The organism is Aliiglaciecola sp. 2_MG-2023 (assembly GCF_030548145.1).
GTDB classification, from domain to species: domain Bacteria; phylum Pseudomonadota; class Gammaproteobacteria; order Enterobacterales; family Alteromonadaceae; genus Aliiglaciecola; species Aliiglaciecola lipolytica_A.
Genome location: NZ_JAUORY010000016.1, coordinates 43,757 through 65,648, shown reverse-complemented (window position 1 = coordinate 65,648; position 21,892 = coordinate 43,757). Strand labels below are relative to the sequence as shown.

19 protein-coding genes are annotated in these 21,892 nt (G+C 40.3%); 9 read left to right on the top strand and 10 right to left on the bottom strand.

Annotated features, from left to right (window positions below):
* Window positions 1-84 precede the first annotated feature (84 nt).
* Window positions 85-2,307 (top strand): NADP-dependent isocitrate dehydrogenase, encoded by a 2,223-nt coding sequence (locus tag Q4567_RS15445; protein WP_303500962.1) that lies wholly within the window; start codon window positions 85-87, stop codon window positions 2,305-2,307.
* Window positions 2,308-2,425: 118 nt separating this feature from the next.
* On the opposite strand, the gene cspD is transcribed toward Q4567_RS15445, so the two are convergent.
* Window positions 2,426-2,644: a cold shock domain-containing protein CspD gene (gene cspD, locus Q4567_RS15440; RefSeq protein ID WP_216047495.1), complete on the bottom strand. Its 219-nt coding sequence runs from the start codon at window positions 2,642-2,644 to the stop codon at window positions 2,426-2,428.
* 207 nt (window positions 2,645-2,851) lie between these two features.
* Between cspD and clpS the strand changes: the two genes are divergently transcribed.
* Entirely contained in the window at window positions 2,852-3,172 is a 321-nt protein-coding gene (gene clpS / locus Q4567_RS15435; protein WP_303500961.1) for an ATP-dependent Clp protease adapter ClpS, read from the top strand.
* A gap of 267 nt (window positions 3,173-3,439) precedes the next feature.
* A complete protein-coding gene (gene clpA, locus Q4567_RS15430) occupies window positions 3,440-5,704 on the top strand; it encodes an ATP-dependent Clp protease ATP-binding subunit ClpA (protein WP_216047493.1) in 2,265 nt (754 codons plus the stop codon).
* A gap of 91 nt (window positions 5,705-5,795) precedes the next feature.
* Here clpA and infA read toward each other — a convergent pair whose 3' ends face one another.
* The 4 genes from infA to trxB form a co-directional block, all read right to left on the bottom strand.
* On the bottom strand, window positions 5,796-6,014 hold the full coding sequence (gene infA / locus Q4567_RS15425; protein ID WP_008844395.1) for a translation initiation factor IF-1: 219 nt from the start codon (window positions 6,012-6,014) through the stop codon (window positions 5,796-5,798).
* A gap of 78 nt (window positions 6,015-6,092) precedes the next feature.
* Window positions 6,093-6,794: an arginyltransferase gene (locus Q4567_RS15420; RefSeq protein WP_303500960.1), complete on the bottom strand. Its 702-nt coding sequence runs from the start codon at window positions 6,792-6,794 to the stop codon at window positions 6,093-6,095.
* Window positions 6,795-6,796: 2 nt separating this feature from the next.
* Window positions 6,797-7,495 carry a leucyl/phenylalanyl-tRNA--protein transferase gene (gene aat / locus Q4567_RS15415; RefSeq protein ID WP_303500959.1) on the bottom strand — a complete coding sequence of 233 codons (699 nt, stop codon included), beginning with the start codon at window positions 7,493-7,495 and terminating at the stop codon, window positions 6,797-6,799.
* A 39-nt stretch (window positions 7,496-7,534) separates the two neighbouring features.
* Entirely contained in the window at window positions 7,535-8,491 is a 957-nt protein-coding gene (trxB, locus tag Q4567_RS15410) for a thioredoxin-disulfide reductase (protein ID WP_216047490.1), read from the bottom strand.
* A gap of 344 nt (window positions 8,492-8,835) precedes the next feature.
* Between trxB and yfbV the strand changes: the two genes are divergently transcribed.
* Window positions 8,836-9,282 carry a terminus macrodomain insulation protein YfbV gene (gene yfbV / locus Q4567_RS15405; protein WP_216047489.1) on the top strand — a complete coding sequence of 149 codons (447 nt, stop codon included), beginning with the start codon at window positions 8,836-8,838 and terminating at the stop codon, window positions 9,280-9,282.
* Window positions 9,283-9,312: 30 nt separating this feature from the next.
* Here yfbV and Q4567_RS15400 read toward each other — a convergent pair whose 3' ends face one another.
* Together Q4567_RS15400 and sppA are read right to left on the bottom strand one after the other, a co-directional pair.
* Window positions 9,313-9,801, bottom strand: coding sequence for a SprT family zinc-dependent metalloprotease (locus Q4567_RS15400; RefSeq protein ID WP_216047488.1), 489 nt, complete (start codon window positions 9,799-9,801; stop codon window positions 9,313-9,315).
* A gap of 92 nt (window positions 9,802-9,893) precedes the next feature.
* Window positions 9,894-11,756 (bottom strand): signal peptide peptidase SppA, encoded by a 1,863-nt coding sequence (gene sppA / locus Q4567_RS15395; RefSeq protein ID WP_216047487.1) that lies wholly within the window; start codon window positions 11,754-11,756, stop codon window positions 9,894-9,896.
* Window positions 11,757-12,013: 257 nt separating this feature from the next.
* Here sppA and Q4567_RS15390 point away from each other — a divergent pair, with 257 nt between their 5' ends.
* On the top strand, window positions 12,014-12,565 hold the full coding sequence (locus Q4567_RS15390) for an NAD(P)H nitroreductase (protein ID WP_216047486.1): 552 nt from the start codon (window positions 12,014-12,016) through the stop codon (window positions 12,563-12,565).
* Between the two features lie 144 nt (window positions 12,566-12,709).
* Here the strand turns inward: Q4567_RS15390 and Q4567_RS15385 are convergent, their stop codons facing one another.
* The 3 genes from Q4567_RS15385 to Q4567_RS15375 form a co-directional block, all read right to left on the bottom strand.
* Window positions 12,710-13,882 carry a trans-acting enoyl reductase family protein gene (locus tag Q4567_RS15385; protein WP_303500956.1) on the bottom strand — a complete coding sequence of 391 codons (1,173 nt, stop codon included), beginning with the start codon at window positions 13,880-13,882 and terminating at the stop codon, window positions 12,710-12,712.
* Between the two features lie 257 nt (window positions 13,883-14,139).
* The gene (gene pyk, locus Q4567_RS15380; RefSeq protein ID WP_216047484.1) at window positions 14,140-15,576 is read right to left on the bottom strand and encodes a pyruvate kinase; all 1,437 of its coding nucleotides are present in this window, start codon (window positions 15,574-15,576) and stop codon (window positions 14,140-14,142) included.
* Window positions 15,577-15,776: 200 nt separating this feature from the next.
* Window positions 15,777-16,628, bottom strand: a complete 852-nt coding sequence (locus Q4567_RS15375) for a MurR/RpiR family transcriptional regulator (protein WP_216047483.1) — start codon at window positions 16,626-16,628, stop codon at window positions 15,777-15,779.
* Window positions 16,629-16,915: 287 nt separating this feature from the next.
* Between Q4567_RS15375 and zwf the strand changes: the two genes are divergently transcribed.
* The 4 genes from zwf to Q4567_RS15355 are packed head-to-tail and all read left to right on the top strand — an operon-like array spanning window position 16,916 to window position 21,890.
* Window positions 16,916-18,409, top strand: coding sequence for a glucose-6-phosphate dehydrogenase (zwf, locus tag Q4567_RS15370; RefSeq protein WP_216047482.1), 1,494 nt, complete (start codon window positions 16,916-16,918; stop codon window positions 18,407-18,409).
* A 1-nt stretch (window position 18,410) separates the two neighbouring features.
* Window positions 18,411-19,103 carry a 6-phosphogluconolactonase gene (pgl, locus tag Q4567_RS15365; RefSeq protein WP_216047481.1) on the top strand — a complete coding sequence of 231 codons (693 nt, stop codon included), beginning with the start codon at window positions 18,411-18,413 and terminating at the stop codon, window positions 19,101-19,103.
* Between the two features lie 8 nt (window positions 19,104-19,111).
* Window positions 19,112-20,947: a phosphogluconate dehydratase gene (edd, locus tag Q4567_RS15360; protein WP_216047480.1), complete on the top strand. Its 1,836-nt coding sequence runs from the start codon at window positions 19,112-19,114 to the stop codon at window positions 20,945-20,947.
* Window positions 20,937-21,890 (top strand): glucokinase, encoded by a 954-nt coding sequence (locus Q4567_RS15355; RefSeq protein ID WP_303500953.1) that lies wholly within the window; start codon window positions 20,937-20,939, stop codon window positions 21,888-21,890. Before edd ends, Q4567_RS15355 begins: the two co-directional genes overlap by 11 nt.
* Window positions 21,891-21,892: the final 2 nt, after the last annotated feature.

The following is a 21,892-nucleotide window of genomic DNA, read 5'->3' as shown; positions in this document are numbered from 1 at the left end:
TTGATAAATTTTTTAATTATCAGCGCTTTCGTCTGAGTAATTTGGATTAACCAGGCGGTTACGCCGCCACCACTGAGGTATATAATGACTACATCAAAGTCTAAGATTATTTACACAAAAACTGATGAAGCCCCTGCGTTGGCTACATACTCACTTTTACCCATTGTACGTAAATTTGCTACTGCAGCGGATATAGAAGTTGAAGTGAGTGATATATCGTTAGCTGCCAGGATTTTGGCTATCTTCCCTGACTACCTAACCGATGAGCAAAAAGTCCCTGATGCATTATCTATCTTAGGGGATCTTACCCAGTCACCAGAAACAAATATTATTAAACTGCCGAACATCAGTGCTTCAATCCCTCAATTAAAAGCTGCGATTAAAGAGCTACAAGATAATGGTTTCGCGTTACCTGAATTTCCAGAAAATCCGCAAACAGACGAAGAAAAAGAAATTAGAAACCAATACGGTAAAGTGCTAGGTAGTTCAGTAAACCCAGTACTTCGTGAAGGGAACTCTGATCGTAGAGCACCTACAGCGGTTAAAAACTATGCGAAAAAACATCCTCATTCAATGGGGTCATGGAGCCAAGCTTCTCGCACCCACGTTGCCCACATGCATGGTGGTGATTTCTACTCAGGTGAGAAGTCAGTCACGGTAGAGAAGGCGGGTCATGTTCGTATCGAATTCACCGACACTGCTGGTAATAAAACGACGCTAAAGCCGCGTGTTGATTTACTTGCTGGTGAAGTGATTGACGGCATGTGCATGAGCAAAAAAGCATTGTGTAAATTCTTTGAAGAACAAATTCAAGATGCCAAAGAAACGGGTATTTTGTTTTCTTTACACGTTAAAGCAACCATGATGAAAGTGTCTCACCCAATTGTATTTGGACACTGTGTTAAGGTTTTCTACAAAGAATTGTTCGATAAGTACCAAGACTTGTTTGATGAGCTAGGTGTTAATCCTAACAATGGTCTGGGCAGTGTTTACGATAAAATCGCAACCTTACCTGCTTCTCAGCGTGCCGAAATTGAAAAAGATATTAACCGTTGTTATCAAGACCGTCCGCCGCTAGCGATGGTTAATTCAGACAAAGGTATTTCTAACTTGCACGTACCAAGCGATGTTATTGTTGATGCGTCTATGCCTGCAATGATTCGTAGCTCTGGTCAAATGTGGGGTCCAGACGGAAAACCTCAGGATACTAAGGCTGTTATCCCAGAAAGTACTTATGCAACGATTTATCAAGAAGTGATTAACTTCTGTAAAACTCATGGTGCATTTGATCCAACTACTATGGGTACAGTTCCAAACGTCGGTTTGATGGCGCAAAAAGCTGAAGAATACGGTTCTCACGATAAAACATTTGAAATGACCGGTGACGGTAAAGTACAAATAATCGATCAAGATGACAATGTACTTATCGAGCACGCGGTTGAAGAGGGTGATATCTGGCGTATGTGTCAGGCCAAAGATGCGCCTATTCGCGATTGGGTGAAACTTGCGGTTACTCGTGCAAGACTTTCAGGTATGCCAGCAATTTTTTGGTTAGATGATGAACGTGCTCATGATGTTCAACTAATCAACAAAGTAACTGAGTACTTAAAAGAGCATGATACTGAAGGTTTACACATTGAAATAATGGCGCCAGTTCGTGCTATTCGTTACACCATGGAGCGCGCTATTCGTGGTTTGGATACGATTTCTGTTACCGGCAACGTATTGCGTGACTACCTAACTGACTTATTCCCAATTTTGGAACTAGGTACCAGTGCAAAAATGTTGTCTATCGTGCCACTAATGGCCGGTGGCGGATTGTTTGAAACGGGTGCCGGCGGTTCTGCGCCAAAACACGTTCAACAATTTGTTGAAGAAGGGCATTTGCGTTGGGACTCGTTAGGTGAGTTTCTTGCTATCGCCGTATCTCTTGAAGATTTAGCGATTAAAAATGACAATGGTAAAGCTAAGGTATTGGCAGCAGAGTTAGATAAAGCTACTGAAACCCTGCTGAATAATGGTAAGTCACCATTACGTAAAGCGGGACAACTTGATAACCGTGGTAGCCATTTCTACTTGGCTATGTATTGGGCACAAGGGCTTGCTAGCCAAACTGAAGATGCTGAATTGGCAGAGTATTTTGCACCAATTGCAAAAGCATTAAGTGACAATGAAGAAAGTATTGTTGCGGAAATTGATGCAACTCAAGCTAAACCAGCAGATATTGGTGGATATTATTATCCAAATGAAAGCTTAATTACTAAAGCAATGTGTCCAAGCTCTACACTAAATTCAATTATTTCTTAATTGTATTTGGACTTTATCGATCGCATCCATTAGGGGCGGTCGATAAACAAGACACACAAAAAAGCAGGCAATGTATGCCTGCTTTTTTATTTGAAAAGTAGTATTAAGTCTAGCTTAACTATCTTTCAGGTTCGTCGCTTATGCCTATGTTCTCTGCATGTAAGCCTTTTGGGCCTTGCTGAACTTCATAGGTCACTTCTTGACCTGCTTTTAAAGAACGATAACCGTCCATCTTAATCGTGGAGTAATGTGCGAAAATATCTTCTCCACCATCATCAGGGACAATAAAACCGAACCCCTTTGCATTGTTAAACCATTTGACTTTTCCGACCGCCATACATCTGCTTCCTTTTAATCCCTTGAACTGACACTGCTTAATCCCCACTATAAGTATAGTAAAGATAGGGCAAATCGACTGCATAACGTTTTACCCTATTTAAAATGTAGATATTTTAACCTACAAATGTCAAGGTCAAATTAATTTAATCGACAAAAATTGTAAAAAACAGCACAATTTAAGTCAAAACGGCACTATTATTTGAATATGAGCAAAGATAATACGATAAGCATAGATCACAACAAGCACTTAGAAGCGGTTAAAAAGAAAGTTGAACCGCCTCCGATGTACAAAGTTTTGATCAATAACGATGATTACACACCGATGGATTTTGTTATCGAAGTGTTGATGCGCTTTTTTAATATGGACGCAGAAAAGGCCAGTCAGCTAATGTTAACTGTCCATTACCGTGGTCGCGCTGTTTGCGGTGTTTATACAGCTCAGATCGCCGAAACCAAGGTGATGCAGGTCAATCAGTATGCCAGAAAGCATCAGCATCCATTGATGTGCAGTATGGAACAAGCATAATCGAACTTAACTACGGTTAAATGTCTTTAACTAAAGTTTTTATGCCGCTGATCGCACAAAACATTTGATTTTAACCTTTGAATCAGAGAGTCTGATTACGAAGAAAGATGTGAAAATGGAGGCTTTAACCACTGAAATGTTAGTTTCTAAACAGCGTTTTTGTGGCTAATAAACTGATCAATAAGGTTTTATCCGTATTCCAGATAAAAATCAGCGTCAGTTTACTTCAGGGTTAACTAACCAACCCGATTTTAGGAGGGTATAAGTATGTTGAATAAAGATTTAGAGCAGACCCTTAACGAAGCGTTTATATTTGCCAGAGAGCATCGTCATGAGTTTATGACGGTGGAACATCTGTTACTAGCGCTTTTAGATAACAAAGCCGCCAGAGAAGCTCTCAAAGCTTGTGGAGCAAATATTGAGTCAATAAAAGCTGAGTTGGTCGATTTTGTCAAAGACACGACTCCGCTAATCTTAGAAGATGACACTAGCGACCGTGAAACGCAGCCCACTTTAGGGTTCCAGCGAGTGCTTCAGCGCGCGGTTTTTCATGTGCAGTCATCTGGCAAAGAAGAAGTGACAGGTGCCAATGTTCTGGTAGCGATTTTCAGTGAACAAGAATCTCAAGCGGTTTATATTTTGAAAAAAACCGATGTCACACGCTTGGATGTGGTTAATTTCATATCCCATGGTGTGAGTAAAAATGATGAAGAATCCAGTATTGAAAACCAAGAAGAGACTGTCGAAGGTGAAGAAAATACCTCGGTGCTTGAAAAATATTCTTCCAATTTAAATGTTCTGGCCAAAGCGGGTAAAATTGATCCTCTTATCGGTCGAGATGCTGAATTAGAAAGAACCATTCAAATTCTATGCAGACGACGCAAGAATAATCCACTACTAGTGGGCGAAGCTGGCGTCGGTAAAACCGCCATTGCAGAAGGTTTAGCGTATCGCATAGTGAATAACGAAGTACCTGAAGTAATAGCTTCATCAACAGTCTACTCATTAGATTTAGGTGGATTATTAGCGGGAACTAAATACCGTGGTGACTTCGAAAAACGCTTGAAAGGTATTCTTAAAGAGCTGAGTAAAGATGACGATGCGATATTATTTATCGATGAAATTCATACCATCATAGGTGCAGGTGCCGCATCAGGTGGTGTTATGGATGCATCTAATTTGTTGAAACCTAAGCTTAGCAGTGGCGAGCTGCGCTGCATCGGCTCTACTACTTATCAGGAATACCAGGGTATTTTTGAAAAGGACAGGGCGCTTGCACGACGTTTCCAAAAAATTGATGTGGCAGAACCCAGTGTGGCTGATACCACGAAAATTCTTATGGGGTTAAAAAGTCGCTATGAGAAACACCATAGTGTGCGCTTTACTAATCAAGCGATTAAAGCGGCCTCAGAGCTCTCTGCTAAGTATATAAACGAGCGTCACTTGCCTGATAAGGCTATTGACGTGATCGATGAAGCAGGGGCTTCACAGCGCTTATTACCCGTTTCTAAGCGACGTAAAACTATTGGTGTAGGTGAAATAGAGCACATTATTGCCAAAATGGCCCGTATTCCTGAAAAGTCAGTATCAGCTTCTGACAAAGAAACACTGAAAAATCTGACACGGGATTTGAAATTAGTCGTGTTTGGACAAGACCAAGCCATTGAAACCTTATCTGATGCGATTCGTTTGTCTCGTTCAGGTTTGGGAATTGAAACTAAACCTATTGGTAATTTCATGTTCGCTGGTCCTACAGGTGTCGGTAAAACAGAAGTTACTCAACAATTAGCCAAAATTATGGGTGTAGAGTTGGTCCGCTTTGACATGTCTGAATATATGGAACGCCATGCGGTCAGTCGATTGATTGGTGCTCCCCCAGGCTATGTAGGCTTCGATCAGGGGGGCTTGTTAACGGATGCCGTGATTAAAAATCCTTACTGTGTTGTGTTACTTGATGAAATTGAAAAAGCCCACAGTGATATTTACAACATTTTGCTACAAGTGATGGATCACGGAACCTTGACCGATAACAACGGACGCAAAGTTGATTTCCGTAACGTGGTTTTAGTTATGACCACGAATGCCGGTGTGCAAGAAACCATTAGAACGTCGATTGGTTTCAAACAGCAAGATCACAGCTTTGATGCAATCAGTGAAATTAATAAAATATTTACGCCGGAATTTAGAAACCGTTTAGATGGGATCATTTGGTTTAATCACCTTGAGTCAGATGTCATTCTTCAAGTGGTGGATAAATTTATTATTGAGCTGCAAGTACAGCTGGATAACAAAGGTGTGTCTATGGAGATTGACGATGCAGCTCGTAATTGGATTGCAGAAAAAGGTTACGACAGAGCAATGGGCGCGCGTCCAATGGCCAGAACTATGCAAGAGTATGTGAAGAAAAATCTAGCTAACGAATTGCTATTTGGTGAGTTGGTGAATGGTGGTAGTGTTAAAATCACCATGAAAGACGATAAGCTTAAGTTTGATTATTCTAATCAAAGCTCTAAACAAGCCAGTAAAGTGTAATCGTTTAAGTTACTAGTTGTTGTTAGTCCAGATAAACAAAAACCCAGCTAGGCTGGGTTTTTTTATGCTCAATTAGCAAAAGGAACGTCTCTTATCTGGCGCGATAAATGATACGGCCTTTTGTTAGGTCGTAAGGAGTCATCTCAACTGTTACTTTGTCGCCAGTTAATATACGTATATAGTTTTTGCGCATCTTTCCTGAGATGTGCGCAGTGACGACGTGTCCGTTTTCTAATTCAACCCGGAACATAGTATTAGGAAGTGTGTCCAATACGGTACCTTCCATTTCAATACAGTCTTCTTTCGCCATGTAAGTTGTTTACCTCAATTAATAAGTGTCAAAAATGCCGCGCAGATTTTGCCCAATATAAGAGCAAGAGTAAAGGACCTAAGTGCTTTTTTTTGTGATTAATTGCCATTTATTGTCAATAAAGCGCTGGTGAGGGTAAAAATTAGCCTTGTAGCTCATTTTTTGACAGGCATCTATCTGATATCCCAAATACAAAAATGTTTTATTATTGAGCTTGGCTTGTTCAATTTGTTTGATAATTGCGTAAGTTCCAATGGACCGATTGGTGAATTCAGGTTTGAAAAATGTATAAAGAGCGGAAAAACCGTCACTCAAAACATCGGTAACAGCAACACCTATTAAAGTGTCATCTAAGTGGAATTCAATAAAAAGAGTGTCTAACCAATCACAGTCGATGAATCCATCATATTGATTTTTGCTTGCAGGAAACATGCTACCGTCGTTATGGCGTTGATTAATATATTGGGCGTAAATTGGATAATACTCAGGTTTATTTTTCGAGCTGGTAAACACTTGAATATCGGAATTCTTATTTATAATTCGCCGTTGGCTTTTCGACGGTAAAAAGTTATTAGCTGGAATTCTAATTGATTGGCATGCGTTACATTGGCGACAATGAGGGCGGTAAATTTGATCACCGCTACGGCGAAAACCCTGCCCAAGTAAATAATTGTATTGGTTATCCAGTTCATCATCAGTGTCTGTCACTAGCACTAGCAACTGTTCTTTCTGCTCGGCTAAATAACTGCATGGAAATTGTTGAGTTAGTCCAAATTTCATGTTCATACCGACAACATCCGAGGAGTCCACGAGTTAGATGTTTGTTTTTCTGCCGCAGAGGATAATAATCTTAAAAAAGTCGCTCTGGGTATCTCTTCACAACCTAAAGTGGCTAAGTGGGGGTTTTGCATTTGGCAATCTATAAGTTCTACACTATTCGTTCTCATCAGATTAACTAAATAGTGAAATGCGACTTTAGAAGCGTTGGTTTGTAGGCTAAACATGGATTCCCCGCAAAAAACATTATTGACGAAAACACCATATAAACCACCAATGAGTTGTTTATCATTCCACACCTCAATAGAGTGGGCGTAACCGGCCTTATGCAGCGCTTTGTATGCGTTTATCATATGCGCTGTTATCCACGTACCACTGTCTTTACGAGGCGCATTGGAGCAAGCATCGATAACATCATTGAAGCGTTCATTAACTGTTACCTTTGGATTGGTCTTGCGGATATGTTTGAGTAAGCTTTTGCTGCTTTTGTATTTTTCAGTGAAAACAACCCCTCTAGGATCTGGGCTCCACCAAAGAATAGGTTCTCCTTCAGAGAACCACGGGAAAATTCCGTGCTGATATGCGCTGACTAAACGTGCAACACTCAGATCCCCTCCAAATGCCAGTAATCCATTAGGATCAGCTAGTGCCTCGTGAGGGGAAGGAAAGGTGACGGAAGCGTCAAGCTTATGCAGCGAAATCATTTACTATATATTCTCATACACAAGCTTGACGTGTTTTCCTTAATTTTCTAATGCATCCAAGAATTTTTCTGCATCTAACGCGGCCATACATCCTGTACCGGCAGATGTAATTGCTTGACGGTAAACATGGTCGCATACGTCTCCAGCGGCAAATACACCTTCAACGCTAGTCTGCGTTGCATTACCATCAAGACCGCTCTTAATCTTAATGTAGCCATCTTTCATATCCAATTCACCTTCGAATATGTCGGTGTTAGGTTTGTGTCCAATGGCAACGAACAAGCCCATAATATCAATTTCTTCAGTCGCACCAGAATTGACATCTTTGATACGCACGCCGGTTACGCCCATTTCATCACCTAGCACTTCATCAAGGGTTTTGTCGAGATGCATTACTACGTTGCCGTTTTTTGCTTTTTCAAACAAACGATCAGACAATATTTTTTCACTTCTAAATGAATCACGTCTGTGAATAACATGAACTTCTGACGCAATATTAGATAAATATAAAGCTTCTTCAACGGCAGTATTACCACCGCCGATAACCGCTACTTTCTGGTTACGATAAAAGAAACCATCACAAGTAGCACAGGCTGAAACCCCTTTACCCATAAATGCCGTCTCAGATTCCATACCCAAATATTTGGCTGATGCGCCAGTTGCAATAATCAGAGCGTCACAAGTATAAGTGCCGTTATCACCTTGAAGTGTGTAAGGGCGTTTAGACAGGTCAGTTTTATTAATGTGATCGAAAATGATTTCAGTATCAAATTTTTCAGCATGTTTTTGCATTCTAACCATAAGGTCAGGACCGGTTAATCCCTCAGGATCGCCGGGCCAGTTTTCAACTTCTGTTGTAGTGGTAAGTTGTCCGCCTTGCTGAATCCCTGTAAGTAGTACCGGATTTAAGTTTGCTCGTGCAGCATAAACCGCAGCAGAATAACCTGCTGGTCCAGATCCCAAAATCAAAAGACGTACGTGTCTAACATCAGACATATTTAGTTCTCCAAAAGTAGTCAGGATTGAACCAATCCATCTGACCAAAAAATTAAATAAAAAGTGTTTCTAAACATATGGATTTTTTAACTAGATTCAACGGTCAAAAAATTATTTAGATCAAATATTTTAAGTTTTAAGCAAACCTTAATAAAAAGTTCTGATTAATATTCACTTAATGGGCAAATAAATAATCATCGTTTTTATATTATTTATCTATTTTACGTGGTTTTGCCCGTTGTTTTATCCTGAATTCTACTATTTCGTTAATTTATTTTGGTAAAATTAGCGATTAAAGATTATTCTTATAGTTACCAGTAGTTAATCAATCTGCAAGGATTCAAATGTCCCAGAGCATGACCGGAATTTTCAAAGATGGTCAAGAGTATATGAAAACTTGGCCGATGGAAAAGCAGCTGAATGCACTTTTTCCAGAGTATCGTGTGATTAGCGCTACTAAATTGTCGATTACAATTATGCCCCCCATCGCTGTATTGAGTGCGTTTTCTATTATTAATTTTTATGGTGATATTTTCATACCTCAGGGAATCGCCATTGGTGCATTTTTTCTTAGTCTTCCTCTGCAAGGATTAATGTGGCTTGGTCATCGTTCTAACCAAACTCTTCCTCCTGCCTTACGGGCGTGGTATCAAGAAATTCATCATAAGATGCAATTACAAGGGGTGACCGTTAGCCAACAACGGGCTAAACCTCGTTATAAAGAACTGGCGAAATTATTAAAAACTGCCTTTAAAGAACTTGATAAAGTGTTTACAAAGCAGTGGTTTTAGTAGCTTTTGGATTATTAATTTAATTGAAAATCAGGTTATTTCTAGCAACTCTTGTTGGCACTTCCGGCAACAATAAATCTGTTGTTTGTTAACCACCTTGTTATGCCTTCTCAACGTCAGCTTAACTGTCCCGCACTGACACTTATAGTCAAACATTTTACCTTGGGTCTTGGTTGTGTCCATTTTATGTCTTACCGTTGCGGGTAAGTTGAACACATTATTCATAATTGATTGCCATTCAATACCATGGGGTTTCACACGTTTGAATAACTGGAATGTAATGATGTGAGCAACTTCGTGAGGAATCACAGTAACAAGAAACTCGTCAAAATTATCCATCAATAAAGTGCTATTGAGCTTTATCAGGTTTTTTTGTAAGTGAGCCGTTCCTGCTATATTTCCCCGTTGATTAAACATCAGAGTAGGGGCTACAAACTTTCGATGAAAATAAACTTCAGCCATTTGAATACAGTCTAATACTCGCTGCTGAATTATTTTTTGTTGTGCAAAACTGATCATTTAATTGAAATTGTTTTTAGGTGCTTATTTGAGTGTAGAGGTGATGATTAATGGCCTAACTAGACCATTAATCATCGAGAGGATAATAGAGGTTAGTTTATTTCACAAGCTAAACAATGAGCATAAACACCATTAGGATCATTCAATTTTGTGACGGCATCTACCTCTTCAACTAGTTGTTTAACAAAGCCAGCTAGCGCAGAATCTTTTTTGGCGAAGCTGCCATGTCCAATTGTTTGAGAAGCTTGCCCTAAGAATTCTTTCCAGAATTTTTCACTAGGGCTTAAATCTCGTTCGACATATTTGGTTTCGTAGTTTTCCAGTTTCGCTAAATCTGCCGCAGCGGAAACGGCATCATCTAAAAACCCTAGGTTATCGACTAAACCCAATTCTTTCGCCGTTTCCCCAATCCAAACTCTACCTTGGGCAATTTTGTCGACAGCTTCCACCGTCATGTTTCTTTCCTTGGCAACTAAGTTAAGAAAATCTTGATAACCATGATTTATGCTCATTTGAATAACTCGGCCAACTCTTGGGTCAAGCGCTCTTGTCACGTTCAATCCAGAGAAGTCCGTGGTACCCACACCATCAGAGTGAATGCCTAAATAATCAAGGGTATTTTCAAAGGTCATAAACATGCCAAAGATACCAATAGAGCCAGTAACAGTGCTAGGCGCTGCCCAAATCTCATCCGCAGCAGCTGAAATCCAATAGCCACCTGAGGCACCATAAGTACTCATCAAAGCAACGACAGGTTTATTTGCAGTTTTTAGGTTTTCAACTTCTTGGCGGATAATTTCAGAGGCAAATGCGCTGCCCCCAGGGGAGTCTACATACAATACTACTGCTTTGACCGAGTCATCTAATCGGGCTTTACGAAGCAACTCAGCAGTACTGTCACCGCCGATGTCTCCGGCTTTTTGAGTGCCGTTTAAAATCGTACCTTTGGCGACCACGATTGCAACATGATCAACATCAACTTGTGGAAGATGATAAATGGGTTTAATTACTTTTAAGTAATTATTTAGGCTTATTTGACTAAAACTCTTATGGTTTTTGTCTTCGCCGACAATATCAATTATTTCTTGTCTTATAGCTTCACGAGTAGGCAATCCATCTACCCAACCGTTTTCCATTGCGTAGGCTGCAAAATCACCATCAACTTGTTCAAATTTGAGTAAAAATTGATCTAGATCTTCATCAAAAGCGCTAGTTGATAGATTACGTGCTGCAGCAACATCTGCTTTGTATTGATTCCAAAGTACTGTCAACCAAGCTTTATTTGCCTCTTTTGCAGGCTCAGACATGTCATCGCGAATGTAAGGCTCCACAGCCGATTTATATGTGCCTACTTTAAACACATGAGTTGTCACTTTTAACTTTTCTAAGGCTGCTTTGTAATAGGTTGGGTAACGTCCATAACCTTCAAACATCATCGCGCCCATAGGGTTCATGTAAACTTTGTCGGCTTTACTGGCCAGGTAGTACTGACTTTGAGTATAGTAGTCTGCTATGGCATAAACAGGCTTTCCACTTTCTTTAAAGTCGTCAATGGCCATTGCCACTTGCTTCATTTTATCCATGCCTACATTGCCCATACCTTGAAGTTGCAGAATCAAGGTTTTAACGCGATTATCATGTTTGGCATTTTCTAACGCGAACAGCACATCCTTTAATAACACTTCTGGATTTTCTGGCTCTTGACCAAAAGCTTCTTCCAAAAATTTGTTCATTGGATCAACATAGCGTTTCTCAATCACAATATCGCCTTCAATATTGAGAACTAATGCTGTACTTTTAGGAACCAACACTTTGCCATCATCTTTCATTAGCATCGCAATGAAACCGATAGCCAAAATAATAAAGATAATATTAAAAAATGCTTTTCGACAGAAATTTAAAACTGTCCAGATTCCAACAAAAAAAGATTTAGTCCAACTACTACCATTTGCCATATAGAAATTCACCTGAAATTGTACAATTTGCTTATCCTAACGAATTTTAATAATTAAGCGACAATACAAATGTAATTTTTTATGAATGAAATGACTTTTGTGGTAATTGTGCTCAATTAAACGGCAAAAGATTCGAAACCTCGGGCGCTAAAGCTTTAACGACAATTAAATTCACAAGGAAATTCAGATTGCAGTTGCAGTAAAACAGTGAAGTTTGCATACTAATATATCAATTCTGATTTAGTCACTGGGTTAATATGCAAGCTATTGAATTATTGTTAAACAGACGCTCTCAACCAAGATTGAAAGGGCCAGCCCCTCAAGGTCAGCAGCTTGAAATAATTATGCAGGCAGCATTGCGCGCGCCTGATCATGCCGGTTTAACACCGTGGAAGTTTGTTGTTTGTCAGGGAAGGGGACTAATTAAGTTAGGTGAGATTTTCGAAGAAGCGGCAATTAATGAAGATCTAGATGAAAACCAGATTAAACGGGCACCACAAATGCCGCTTCGAGCTCCTATGGTTATTGTCGCTATCGCCAAATACTCAGAGCATGAGAAGGTGCCATGGATTGAACAAGTTGCTTCCGCTTCGTGTGCCGTCCATGCAATGCAAATGGCTGCGGTAGCACAAGGTTTTGGCGGTGTATGGAGAACAGGAACATTCGCTCAAAATGAAGATGTTAAATGTGCATTTTTCTTAGAAGAAAAAGATGAAATTGTCGGTTTTCTCTATTTAGGTACGCCTACAACAGAAGCGATGCCAGCCCCGCAGCGCAGCAGCAATGATTATTTTGAGTTTTGGAATTAGTTACTCAGACCATAATTTTGCCTAAGCGCTAAACGACTGAAAGAAAAAACGCCCCATTTTGAGGTGGCCCTCAGTAATTGGATTGTCCAACTATTGAGGCCTCGTTAGATTTGGGGCGTTTTAGATGGCTAGATAAAAAGCTATTTATTCGACATTAAATGTCATGCCTGCTTTGTCAATTAATCGGCTGATCAATTTATCTCCCATTGCTGGCGCCGTAGTCCAAATACCACCTTTCACCGTTAGCTCATCCTTAGCAAGGCAAACGGCAGACTCCGAAATCATTTTAGAGGTTGTGCCATAGCCCGGGTCCATGTTGCCTTTTACTGAAACAGTTAACTGATTTTGGTTTTCTTGAGCTGAGAAAATAACATCAAAAAAGCCTGCTTCACGTTCCTCTTTACTTGGCCCTTCACCAGGTTTTGGTCCCTCGTCACTGGCCATGCTTTTGTCTGCAGCAACGTGGTCTGCAATTGCTTTGCCTTTTTCACCAGGGCCGGTAAACATCATTTCGTCGTATACAAAATCCTCGCCATACTGATGGGATAATAAATAATTTGAACGATGTATATTCCGAGTATTGATTGCCGCCATAATAAAAGGAGCAGACCAACTATTAAACTCTTCTTCATATATAGGTTTATTACCCAAAGGCTGTTCAGGGCCGTTAAACGTCGGCGTTAGTGCAAATGGATTTAATAATACCTGCATTACCGATTTATCTTTTCTCGCGGCCGCCATGGTAGCTTGTAGACTGGCTTTAGTGCCACCAGAAAACGTACCTTTCATACCTCTTACGCGACCTTTAACTCGGCTAAAGGTATGTGAGAATTTTTCTTTTGCTTTTTGCTGAAGAAAATTCACACCCAAGTCAAAGGGGATTGAATCGAAACCGCATGAAAATACGATTCTAGCGCCACTTTTTTCCGCGCTATCTTGGTGTGCGGCTATCATGTCATGCATCCATGTAGGCTCACCACATAGATCCACATAGTCGGTACCAGTTTGTGCACACAATGCGACTAAATCATTGCCATATAACTGATATGGGCCGACAGTCGTCAACACTACTTTGGTGCTTTGTACAAGAGATTTCAGGCTGTCTACGTCGTTTGAATCAGCGATTATGCAATCTACATCGGAACTTAGGTTTAAGTTCGATTTTATTTCGTTTAGTTTGTTGAGGTTTCTGCCCGCGATAGCCCAGTTTAGATCTTGTTTGCTTGGGTAAGTTTTTGCTAAATATTCTGCAACGAGTTGACCGGTAAAACCTGTTGCGCCATATACAATCACATCATAAGTTGGTTTCGACATCATAATAGCTACTAATCATTTTCTAATTATAGGAAGCATGATAGTAAACAAAATAGATACAAATTAAGAGTTGATAAGATTTATTAGCGACTATTGATATGGAGAATAGTTGATTTAAATAAGGGCTGATTGAAAAAGCCTTGCGGCTAGAAAAAGCAGAAACAAAAGATTGGGGAAGGGCAGATTTAGGAATTAAAAAAGCACCATTGCTAAGGCTAGCAATGGTGCTCATTAAATTAAAACTGAAATTGAAACTTTATTTAAGGAACAGTAACAATCTTAAATGCGTTAGTAGAGCCTATGGTTTCCATTTCATCACCATAAGTCATAACAAAACAATCACCACTTTCAACGATACCTTTGCTTTTTAAAACATCAATAACGTCTTGTTTCAATTTACCCGGCTCACTGCCTCGAGAATCGAAATAAACCTGTTTGACGCCTCTGAACAGGGCCATAGTATTTAACGTTGATTCGTGTCTTGATAAGGCATAGATAGGCAACGAAGTAGTAATGCGAGACATGATTTTAGATGTGTTACCACTTTCGGTTAACGCTATCAAAGCTTTGATGCTCGCCAAGTGGTTGGCTGCGTACACTGCTGAAAGCGCAACAGTCTCACTCACTGATGTGAATTTTTCATCGACGCGGTGTTTAGATATTTTAACGCTTGGGTGAGTTTCTGCACCTTCACATACTCGCGCCATAGCTGCAACGGTTTCAATGGGGAATTCACCGGCTGCGGTTTCGGCAGAAAGCATCACTGCATCTGTGCCATCTAATACCGCATTTGCCACGTCCATTACTTCGGCTCGAGTTGGCATAGGGCTGCTGATCATCGACTCCATCATTTGCGTAGCAGTGATTACTACCTTGTTCATTTGTCTGGAGCGGGAAATCAATTTTTTCTGTACACCAACTAACTCTGCATCACCAATTTCAACACCTAAATCACCACGGGCAACCATTACCGCATCTGATGCTTGGATAATGTCATCTATTGCTTCATCACTGGCGACTGTCTCAGCTCTTTCGACTTTGGCGCAAATAAGCGCTCTACAACCTGCTTCTACCGCAAGTTTACGAGCATAATCTAAATCAGCTCCACATCTAGGAAACGACACGGCAAGATAATCAACGTCCATTTGTGCGGCCGTTTTAATGTCTTGTTTGTCTTTCTCTGTTAACGCTTCTGCAGATAACCCGCCGCCGAGACGGTTGATGCCTTTATTGTTAGACAGCTTTCCACCTACAGTTACTTTGGTGAATACTTTTCTACCTACTACTTTTTCAACTAGCAGTTGAATTCTGCCATCGTCTAATAACAACAAATCATCAGGGTGCACATCATCTGGTAGGGCTTTGTAGTCAATTCCTACAGATTTTTGGTCGCCATCTTCTTTGCCCATTTCAGCGTCAAGAATGAATTCATCACCGATGTTTAATTTAATTGGACCATCTTTGAACCGAGACACTCGAATTTTTGGACCTTGAAGATCACCAAGGATAGCAATGTATTTCCCCAATTTTTTGGCCACATCTCTTACAATTTTGGCTCTATTAATATGGTCTTCTGCAGTTCCGTGAGAGAAATTCATACGCACGACATTTGCGCCTGCCTTGATAATACCTTCTATCATTTCAGGGGTGTCTGTTGCGGGTCCAAGAGTAGCGAGAATTTTAGTACGTCTTAACATAGAGTTTAGTGTCCGACTTGGTTTGTTAAAAAATAACCTGAATTGGCGAATAAAAAGCCGATTTGTGCTTTTTCGGCAAATAATCTGACAGCAAACTCAGGTTTTTGTAATTTTATTACAAAATAGTAGTGCAAAGTTGCGTAAATGTGAATTAATTTAAGTAAATACTTTGATGAATATTAAATGACAGTCACTGTAAGCTACTCGTCTCGCTTTTCAAATCTAGACCCTCTGAGTGTATCTTTTACACGTTTTAGGTTTTCTCTAAACTTACCACCGCGTCTTAAAGTAAAGCCGGTAGCGAGAATATCAATTAGAATTAATTGCGCGATTCTGGATGCCATTGGCATGTACATGTCAGTATCTTCAGGCACCTCGAGTGATAAAACTAAATTACATTCTTTGGCTAACGGGCTATTTTTAGATGTTATCCCAACTACAGTTGCATCGTTTGCTCTGGCAATATGTGCGATCTCCACTAGGCTTTTTGTTCTGCCAGTGTGTGAGATCAATACGACGACGTCATCTTCAGTGCTGTTCATGCAACTCATACGTTGCATCAAAATATCTTCAAAATAGACAACGGGAACGTTGAATCTAAAAAATTTATTAAGGGCATCGTGGGCAACAGAAGCACTTGCCCCTAAACCAAAAAACGATATTTTTTGAGCTTGAGTAAGCAAATCAACGGCACGATTGATTGTATTGATATCGACTGATTGCCTTGCAACTTCTAATGACGCCATGGTTGATTCGAATATTTTTTTAGTATATTCCTCAGGCCCGTCATTTTCCTCGACATGTCGATTGACATAGGGCGTTCCGTTGGCAAGACTTTGGGCAAGATGCAGTTTGAAATCTGGAAATCCCTTAGTGTCTAGGCGACGACAAAACCGATTAACGGTTGGTTCGCTGACATCTGACATTTTAGCAAGTGTAGCTATACTTGAATGTATTGCTGTTTGAGGATTATCTAAAATTATATCCGCTACTTTTCTTTCAGATTTACTAAAAACGGATTTATTTTGTGTTATTTTTTCAAGAATATTCATCGGTGCATAAATCTTATTGTTTTGTTGCGACTTAGTTTAAACGACATTTAACACTACTTTTGTCGGTTTGTTACAGTAATTGTTGTAAGTTTTTACCAAATTAGCCAGCATTTTTTATAAGTTTTGTTAAAATAACCATATTATTTGTAATTAAACAAGAGACGTAATATGTTGTAATATTACAACATATAATGTTAAATTTTAGCTCAATTGTCATAATAAAACGTAATTCATTTGTTGTAATTACATTTTATTAGTGTTCATTCTTCTATATATAGGTCATTAAAATGGTGTTGGAAAATTCTATTGAACCGTGCGACTTTGTCCTTTTTGGTACTAAAGGGGATCTGGCCCGCCGTAAATTATTGCCGGCTTTATATCAGTTAGAAAAAGCAAATTTAGTCCACGCCGATTCACGTATCATCGGTGCGGCTCGTCAAGATATCAGCAACGAAGAATATGTTGAGGATGTTAAAGATAGTATCGTTGAATTTAGTGGCGAAGCCCTATGTGAAGATACTTGGAATCGTTTTTCAGAAAAATTAGATTATGTTTGTGTCGACATGAAAGACATAAATAGTTACCCATCGTTTAAACAGCATGTAGATAGATCGCGGACTATGGTTTGCTACTTAGCAACGCCACCTTCTATCTTTGGTGACATTTGTAAAGGCTTGCACAATGCAGGTGTTATCGATTCGAGTGTACGTGTTGTACTTGAAAAACCACTTGGTCATGATTTGAAGTCGTCAAAAGTCATCAACGATCAAGTTGCTGAGTTCTTCGACGAAAAACAAATTTATCGAATTGATCACTATTTAGGTAAAGAAACTGTTTTAAACCTTGTTTCATTACGCTTTGCCAATTCAATTTTTGCAACCAATTGGGATCATAACTGTATCGACCATGTGCAAATTTCTGTGGCTGAATCAGTTGGGATTGAAGGCCGTTGGGGATATTTTGATGAAGCTGGTCAAATGCGCGATATGGTGCAAAACCACTTGTTGCAAATCCTAACGTTGATTGCCATGGAACCGCCCGCAGTTTTAGATGCAGACAGTATTCGTGACGAAAAGTTAAAAGTGTTGAAAGCGCTTAGACCTATTACCGCTGCCAATGTACAAACAGATACTGTACGTGGTCAGTATGTAGGTGGTTTTGTAAAAGGCAAAGAAGTACCTGGCTATTTGGATGAAGAAGGCGCTAATACCAAGTCTGAGACAGAAACCTTTGTATCACTCAAAGTTCATCTAGATAACTGGCGTTGGGCAGGGGTTCCATTTTACCTGCGTACTGGTAAACGTTTGCCAAGCAAAACCAGTGAAGTCGTTATTTACTTTAAACGCCAACCTCACAATTTATTTGGGGAAAGTTTTGCGCAATTACCACCTAATAAATTAACCATTCGTCTGCAACCTGATGAAGGTGTTGAAATTACCGTAATGAACAAAGTACCTGGGCTAACTAGTAGTGGTTCCATGGACTTGCAAAAATCGCGCTTGAACCTAAGTTTTTCTGAAGAGTTCAAAGATGACCGTATTGCCGATGCTTACGAAAAATTACTGTTAGAAGTGATGATCGGTAATCAGGCATTGTTCGTGCGTCGTGATGAAGTTGAACAAGCTTGGACTTGGGTTGACGGAATATTCCGCGCTTGGGGAGCCAACAATGATTTACCAGAACCTTATCAGGCTGGTACTTGGGGTCCAGTAGCATCAATAGCGCTGCTAGCTCGAGATAATCGTGCATGGTATGAATCGCGAATTGGGAAGAAAAAGTAATATGGCGCTAATTGAAACTAAATATTCTTCAGTTGAGCTTTTGAATCAAGATTTTTCAAGTCAAATCGCAGATATCTTGAAACAAGGAATAGCAAAAAACGGTCGAGCTAGTTTAGCCGTTTCAGGTGGACGTACTCCGGCTGCGATGTTTAATCAGCTTTCTAAGCAAGACTTAGAATGGGAAAAGGTAGACGTAACCTTAGTTGATGAACGCTGGGTGGACGAAAGCGATCCGGCGAGCAATGCTGCAATGGTGAAGCGTGAACTATTGATCAATAAAGCCGCAGTGGCGAATTTTTTTGGATTAAAAACATCAGAGGCCGATGCTTGTGATGCCGTGTCTTCTTTGAATACGAATTTAAGCAAGATAAAAACGCCTTTTGATGCGTTAATTCTTGGCATGGGTGAAGATGGTCACACCGCTTCACTGTTTCCCTGTTCTGAACAATTGGAACAAGGCTTAAATACCAATTTAGATAGCGATTATATTGCGGTTACTCCTACCACTGCGCCAAATCAAAGAATGTCACTAACATTAAAAAGTATACTCAACAGTGAAAATATCTTTTTACATTTAGTGGGTGAATCTAAAAAACGTATTATCGACATTGCTCAGCAAAGTGATGACGCCTTGGAAATGCCTATTCGAGCCGTCTTTAATAATACCGATGTAAAACTTATTTGGGCTGCTTAGGAGAACATATGAATTCTGTGATTCAAGAAGTAACCGAGCGGATTATCGAACGAAGTCGACAATCCAGACAAAATTATCTAGACAAAATTGAAAGCGCACGCTTGCAAGGGCCACATCGTGGTGTTTTATCTTGTGGCAACTTAGCCCATGGTTTTGCTGCCTGTAATACAGAAGATAAAGCTGATTTAACTAGCTTAACTAAATCAAATATTGCCATTGTATCGTCATACAATGACATGCTTTCTGCACACCAACCTTATGAAGCTTATCCGCAAATACTAAAAGATGCTATTCGTGATATCGGTAGTGTTGCCCAGTTTGCCGGTGGCGTTCCGGCTATGTGTGATGGGGTTACTCAAGGTAATCCTGGCATGGATCTGAGCTTGATGAGTCGTGATGTCATTGCTCTTTCTACCGCAGTAGGGCTGTCGCATAATATGTTCGATGGCGCATTGATGCTGGGCATTTGTGACAAAATCGTCCCAGGATTATTAATGGGCGCTTTGAGTTTTGGACATTTACCAACAGTTTTTGTACCTGCGGGTCCAATGCCTTCTGGTTTACCTAATAAAGAAAAAGCGCGCGTACGCCAAATGTTCGCTCAAGGTAAAGTAGGCCGCAAAGAGTTACTTGAATCAGAATCGAAAAGTTATCACTCAGCGGGTACGTGTACCTTTTATGGTACCGCTAACAGTAACCAATTAGTGGTTGAGGTGATGGGACTGCATTTGCCAGGCTCTTCTTTTGTTAATCCAGGTACGGATTTACGGGATGAATTAACTAAAGCCGCTGCCCGTCAAGTGACTCGATTAACCGATTTAGGTGATAATTATACGCCTATTGGTCATATTGTGGATGCCAAAGCATTAGTCAATGGCTTAGTCGCATTACTTGCAACAGGTGGCTCAACTAACCACACCATGCATTTAGTTGCAGTCGCACGCTCTGCGGGTTATGAGATAAATTGGGATGACTTTTCTGACATTTCCAATGCAGTACCTTTGTTAACACGGATTTATCCGAACGGTTCTGCTGATATTAACCACTTTACTGCCGCTGGCGGTATGGCAGTTTTGTTTAAAGAATTGCTAAGCGCCGGTTTATTGCATAACGATGTGAAAACCATTTGTGGCGAAGGGTTAGAACAATATACCAAAGAACCTACATTGAAAGATGGCGAGTTGACTTGGCAAGATGGTCCGGCTGAGTCATTTGATCCTGAAGTGATCTCATCTGTTGCTAAACCATTTAAACCCGATGGCGGTTTATCTGTTTTGCATGGCAATTTGGGCCGTGCGGTGATGAAAACTTCGGCATTACGTGAACCTCATTGCAAAATTAAAGCTCCGGCAGTGGTATTTGAAGATCAGTTCGAATTGGCCGATGCCTTCAAGGCCGGTGATTTAGATAAAGATTGTATTGTTGTCGTTCGTTTCCAAGGTCCGGCAGCGATTGGTATGCCTGAACTGCATAGTTTAACGCCGCCTCTTGGTGTGTTGCAGGACAAAGGCTTTAAAGTTGCTTTAATCACCGATGGTCGTATGTCTGGTGCATCTGGAAAAGTACCAGCTGCTATCCATGTGACCCCTGAAGCCTATCACGGTGGTTTGTTAGCCAAAGTCGAAAGTGGCGATTTAATCGAGCTCAACACTGAAACCGGTGAGATGTGTTTATTGGTTAGCACTGAAGAATTGGCGAAACGAAAAACTAAAGTGGCACAAACTGACAAACACCAAATTGGTATGGGCCGTGAAATGTTTGCTTCTATGCGCAACTCTCTAACGGGTGCAGAGCAGGGCGCATGTTCTCTATTTGCTGGATCAGGTAATCAACATGACCTCTAAATTCGTAGCCGATGTCGGTGGGACAAATATTCGTATTTGCCAAGTTGAAGGACATAACTTAATCAATATCAAAAAATATTTATGTGTTGATTTTCCTACGATTGAAGATGCGATTAAACATTACTTTAGCGAATTTCCAGAGGTTAAGTTTAGTTTTGGGTGTATCGCAATAGCGTGCCCGGTAATCGGTGATTGGGTAAAAATGACCAATCACACATGGGAGTTTTCCATTGACCAGCTAACCAAAGGTTTATCTTTGGATTGGCTGGGGGTTATTAATGACTTCACTTCTGTGGCGCATTCATTGCCAGTGTTAAAGGATAATCAAAAAGTTCAAATTGGCGCTGGTGCGCCAAAATTGAATGCCAATATTGCTGTTTTTGGACCAGGTACGGGTTTAGGTGTAGAACACCTCACTTTTACGGATAAAGGTTGGAAAGCTCTAGATGGCGAAGGCGGACATGTTGATTTTGCCGCAAATGACGAGAATGAATTCGCTATTTGGCGCTACCTTAAAAAGAAATTAGGGCATGTGTCTGCTGAAGAGGTTTTATCAGGCCGTGGCATCGTACATATCTATGAAGGGTTGGCAGAGAAACATCAGCAAGCAGCTATTTTTGCTGATCCAGCCCAAATTACTGAAAAAGCGCTATCTGAAGAATGTGAAATCTGCGTAGAAACATTGCAGCAGTTTTGCAAAATTATGGGTAGTTTTGCAGGTAACTTAGCGCTTAATTTAGCAACCTATGGCGGCGTATATATCGGTGGTGGTATTGCTTCACGTTTTGTTGACTTTATTAAAAGTAGTAAGTTTCGTGCTCGTTTTGAAGACAAGGGACGATTTAGACATTATGTCTCTAACATCCCAACCTACATCATTACAGAACCTGATCATGGTTTACTGGGCGCAGCTGCCTATTTACAACAGAATCATAAGGAGTAAGC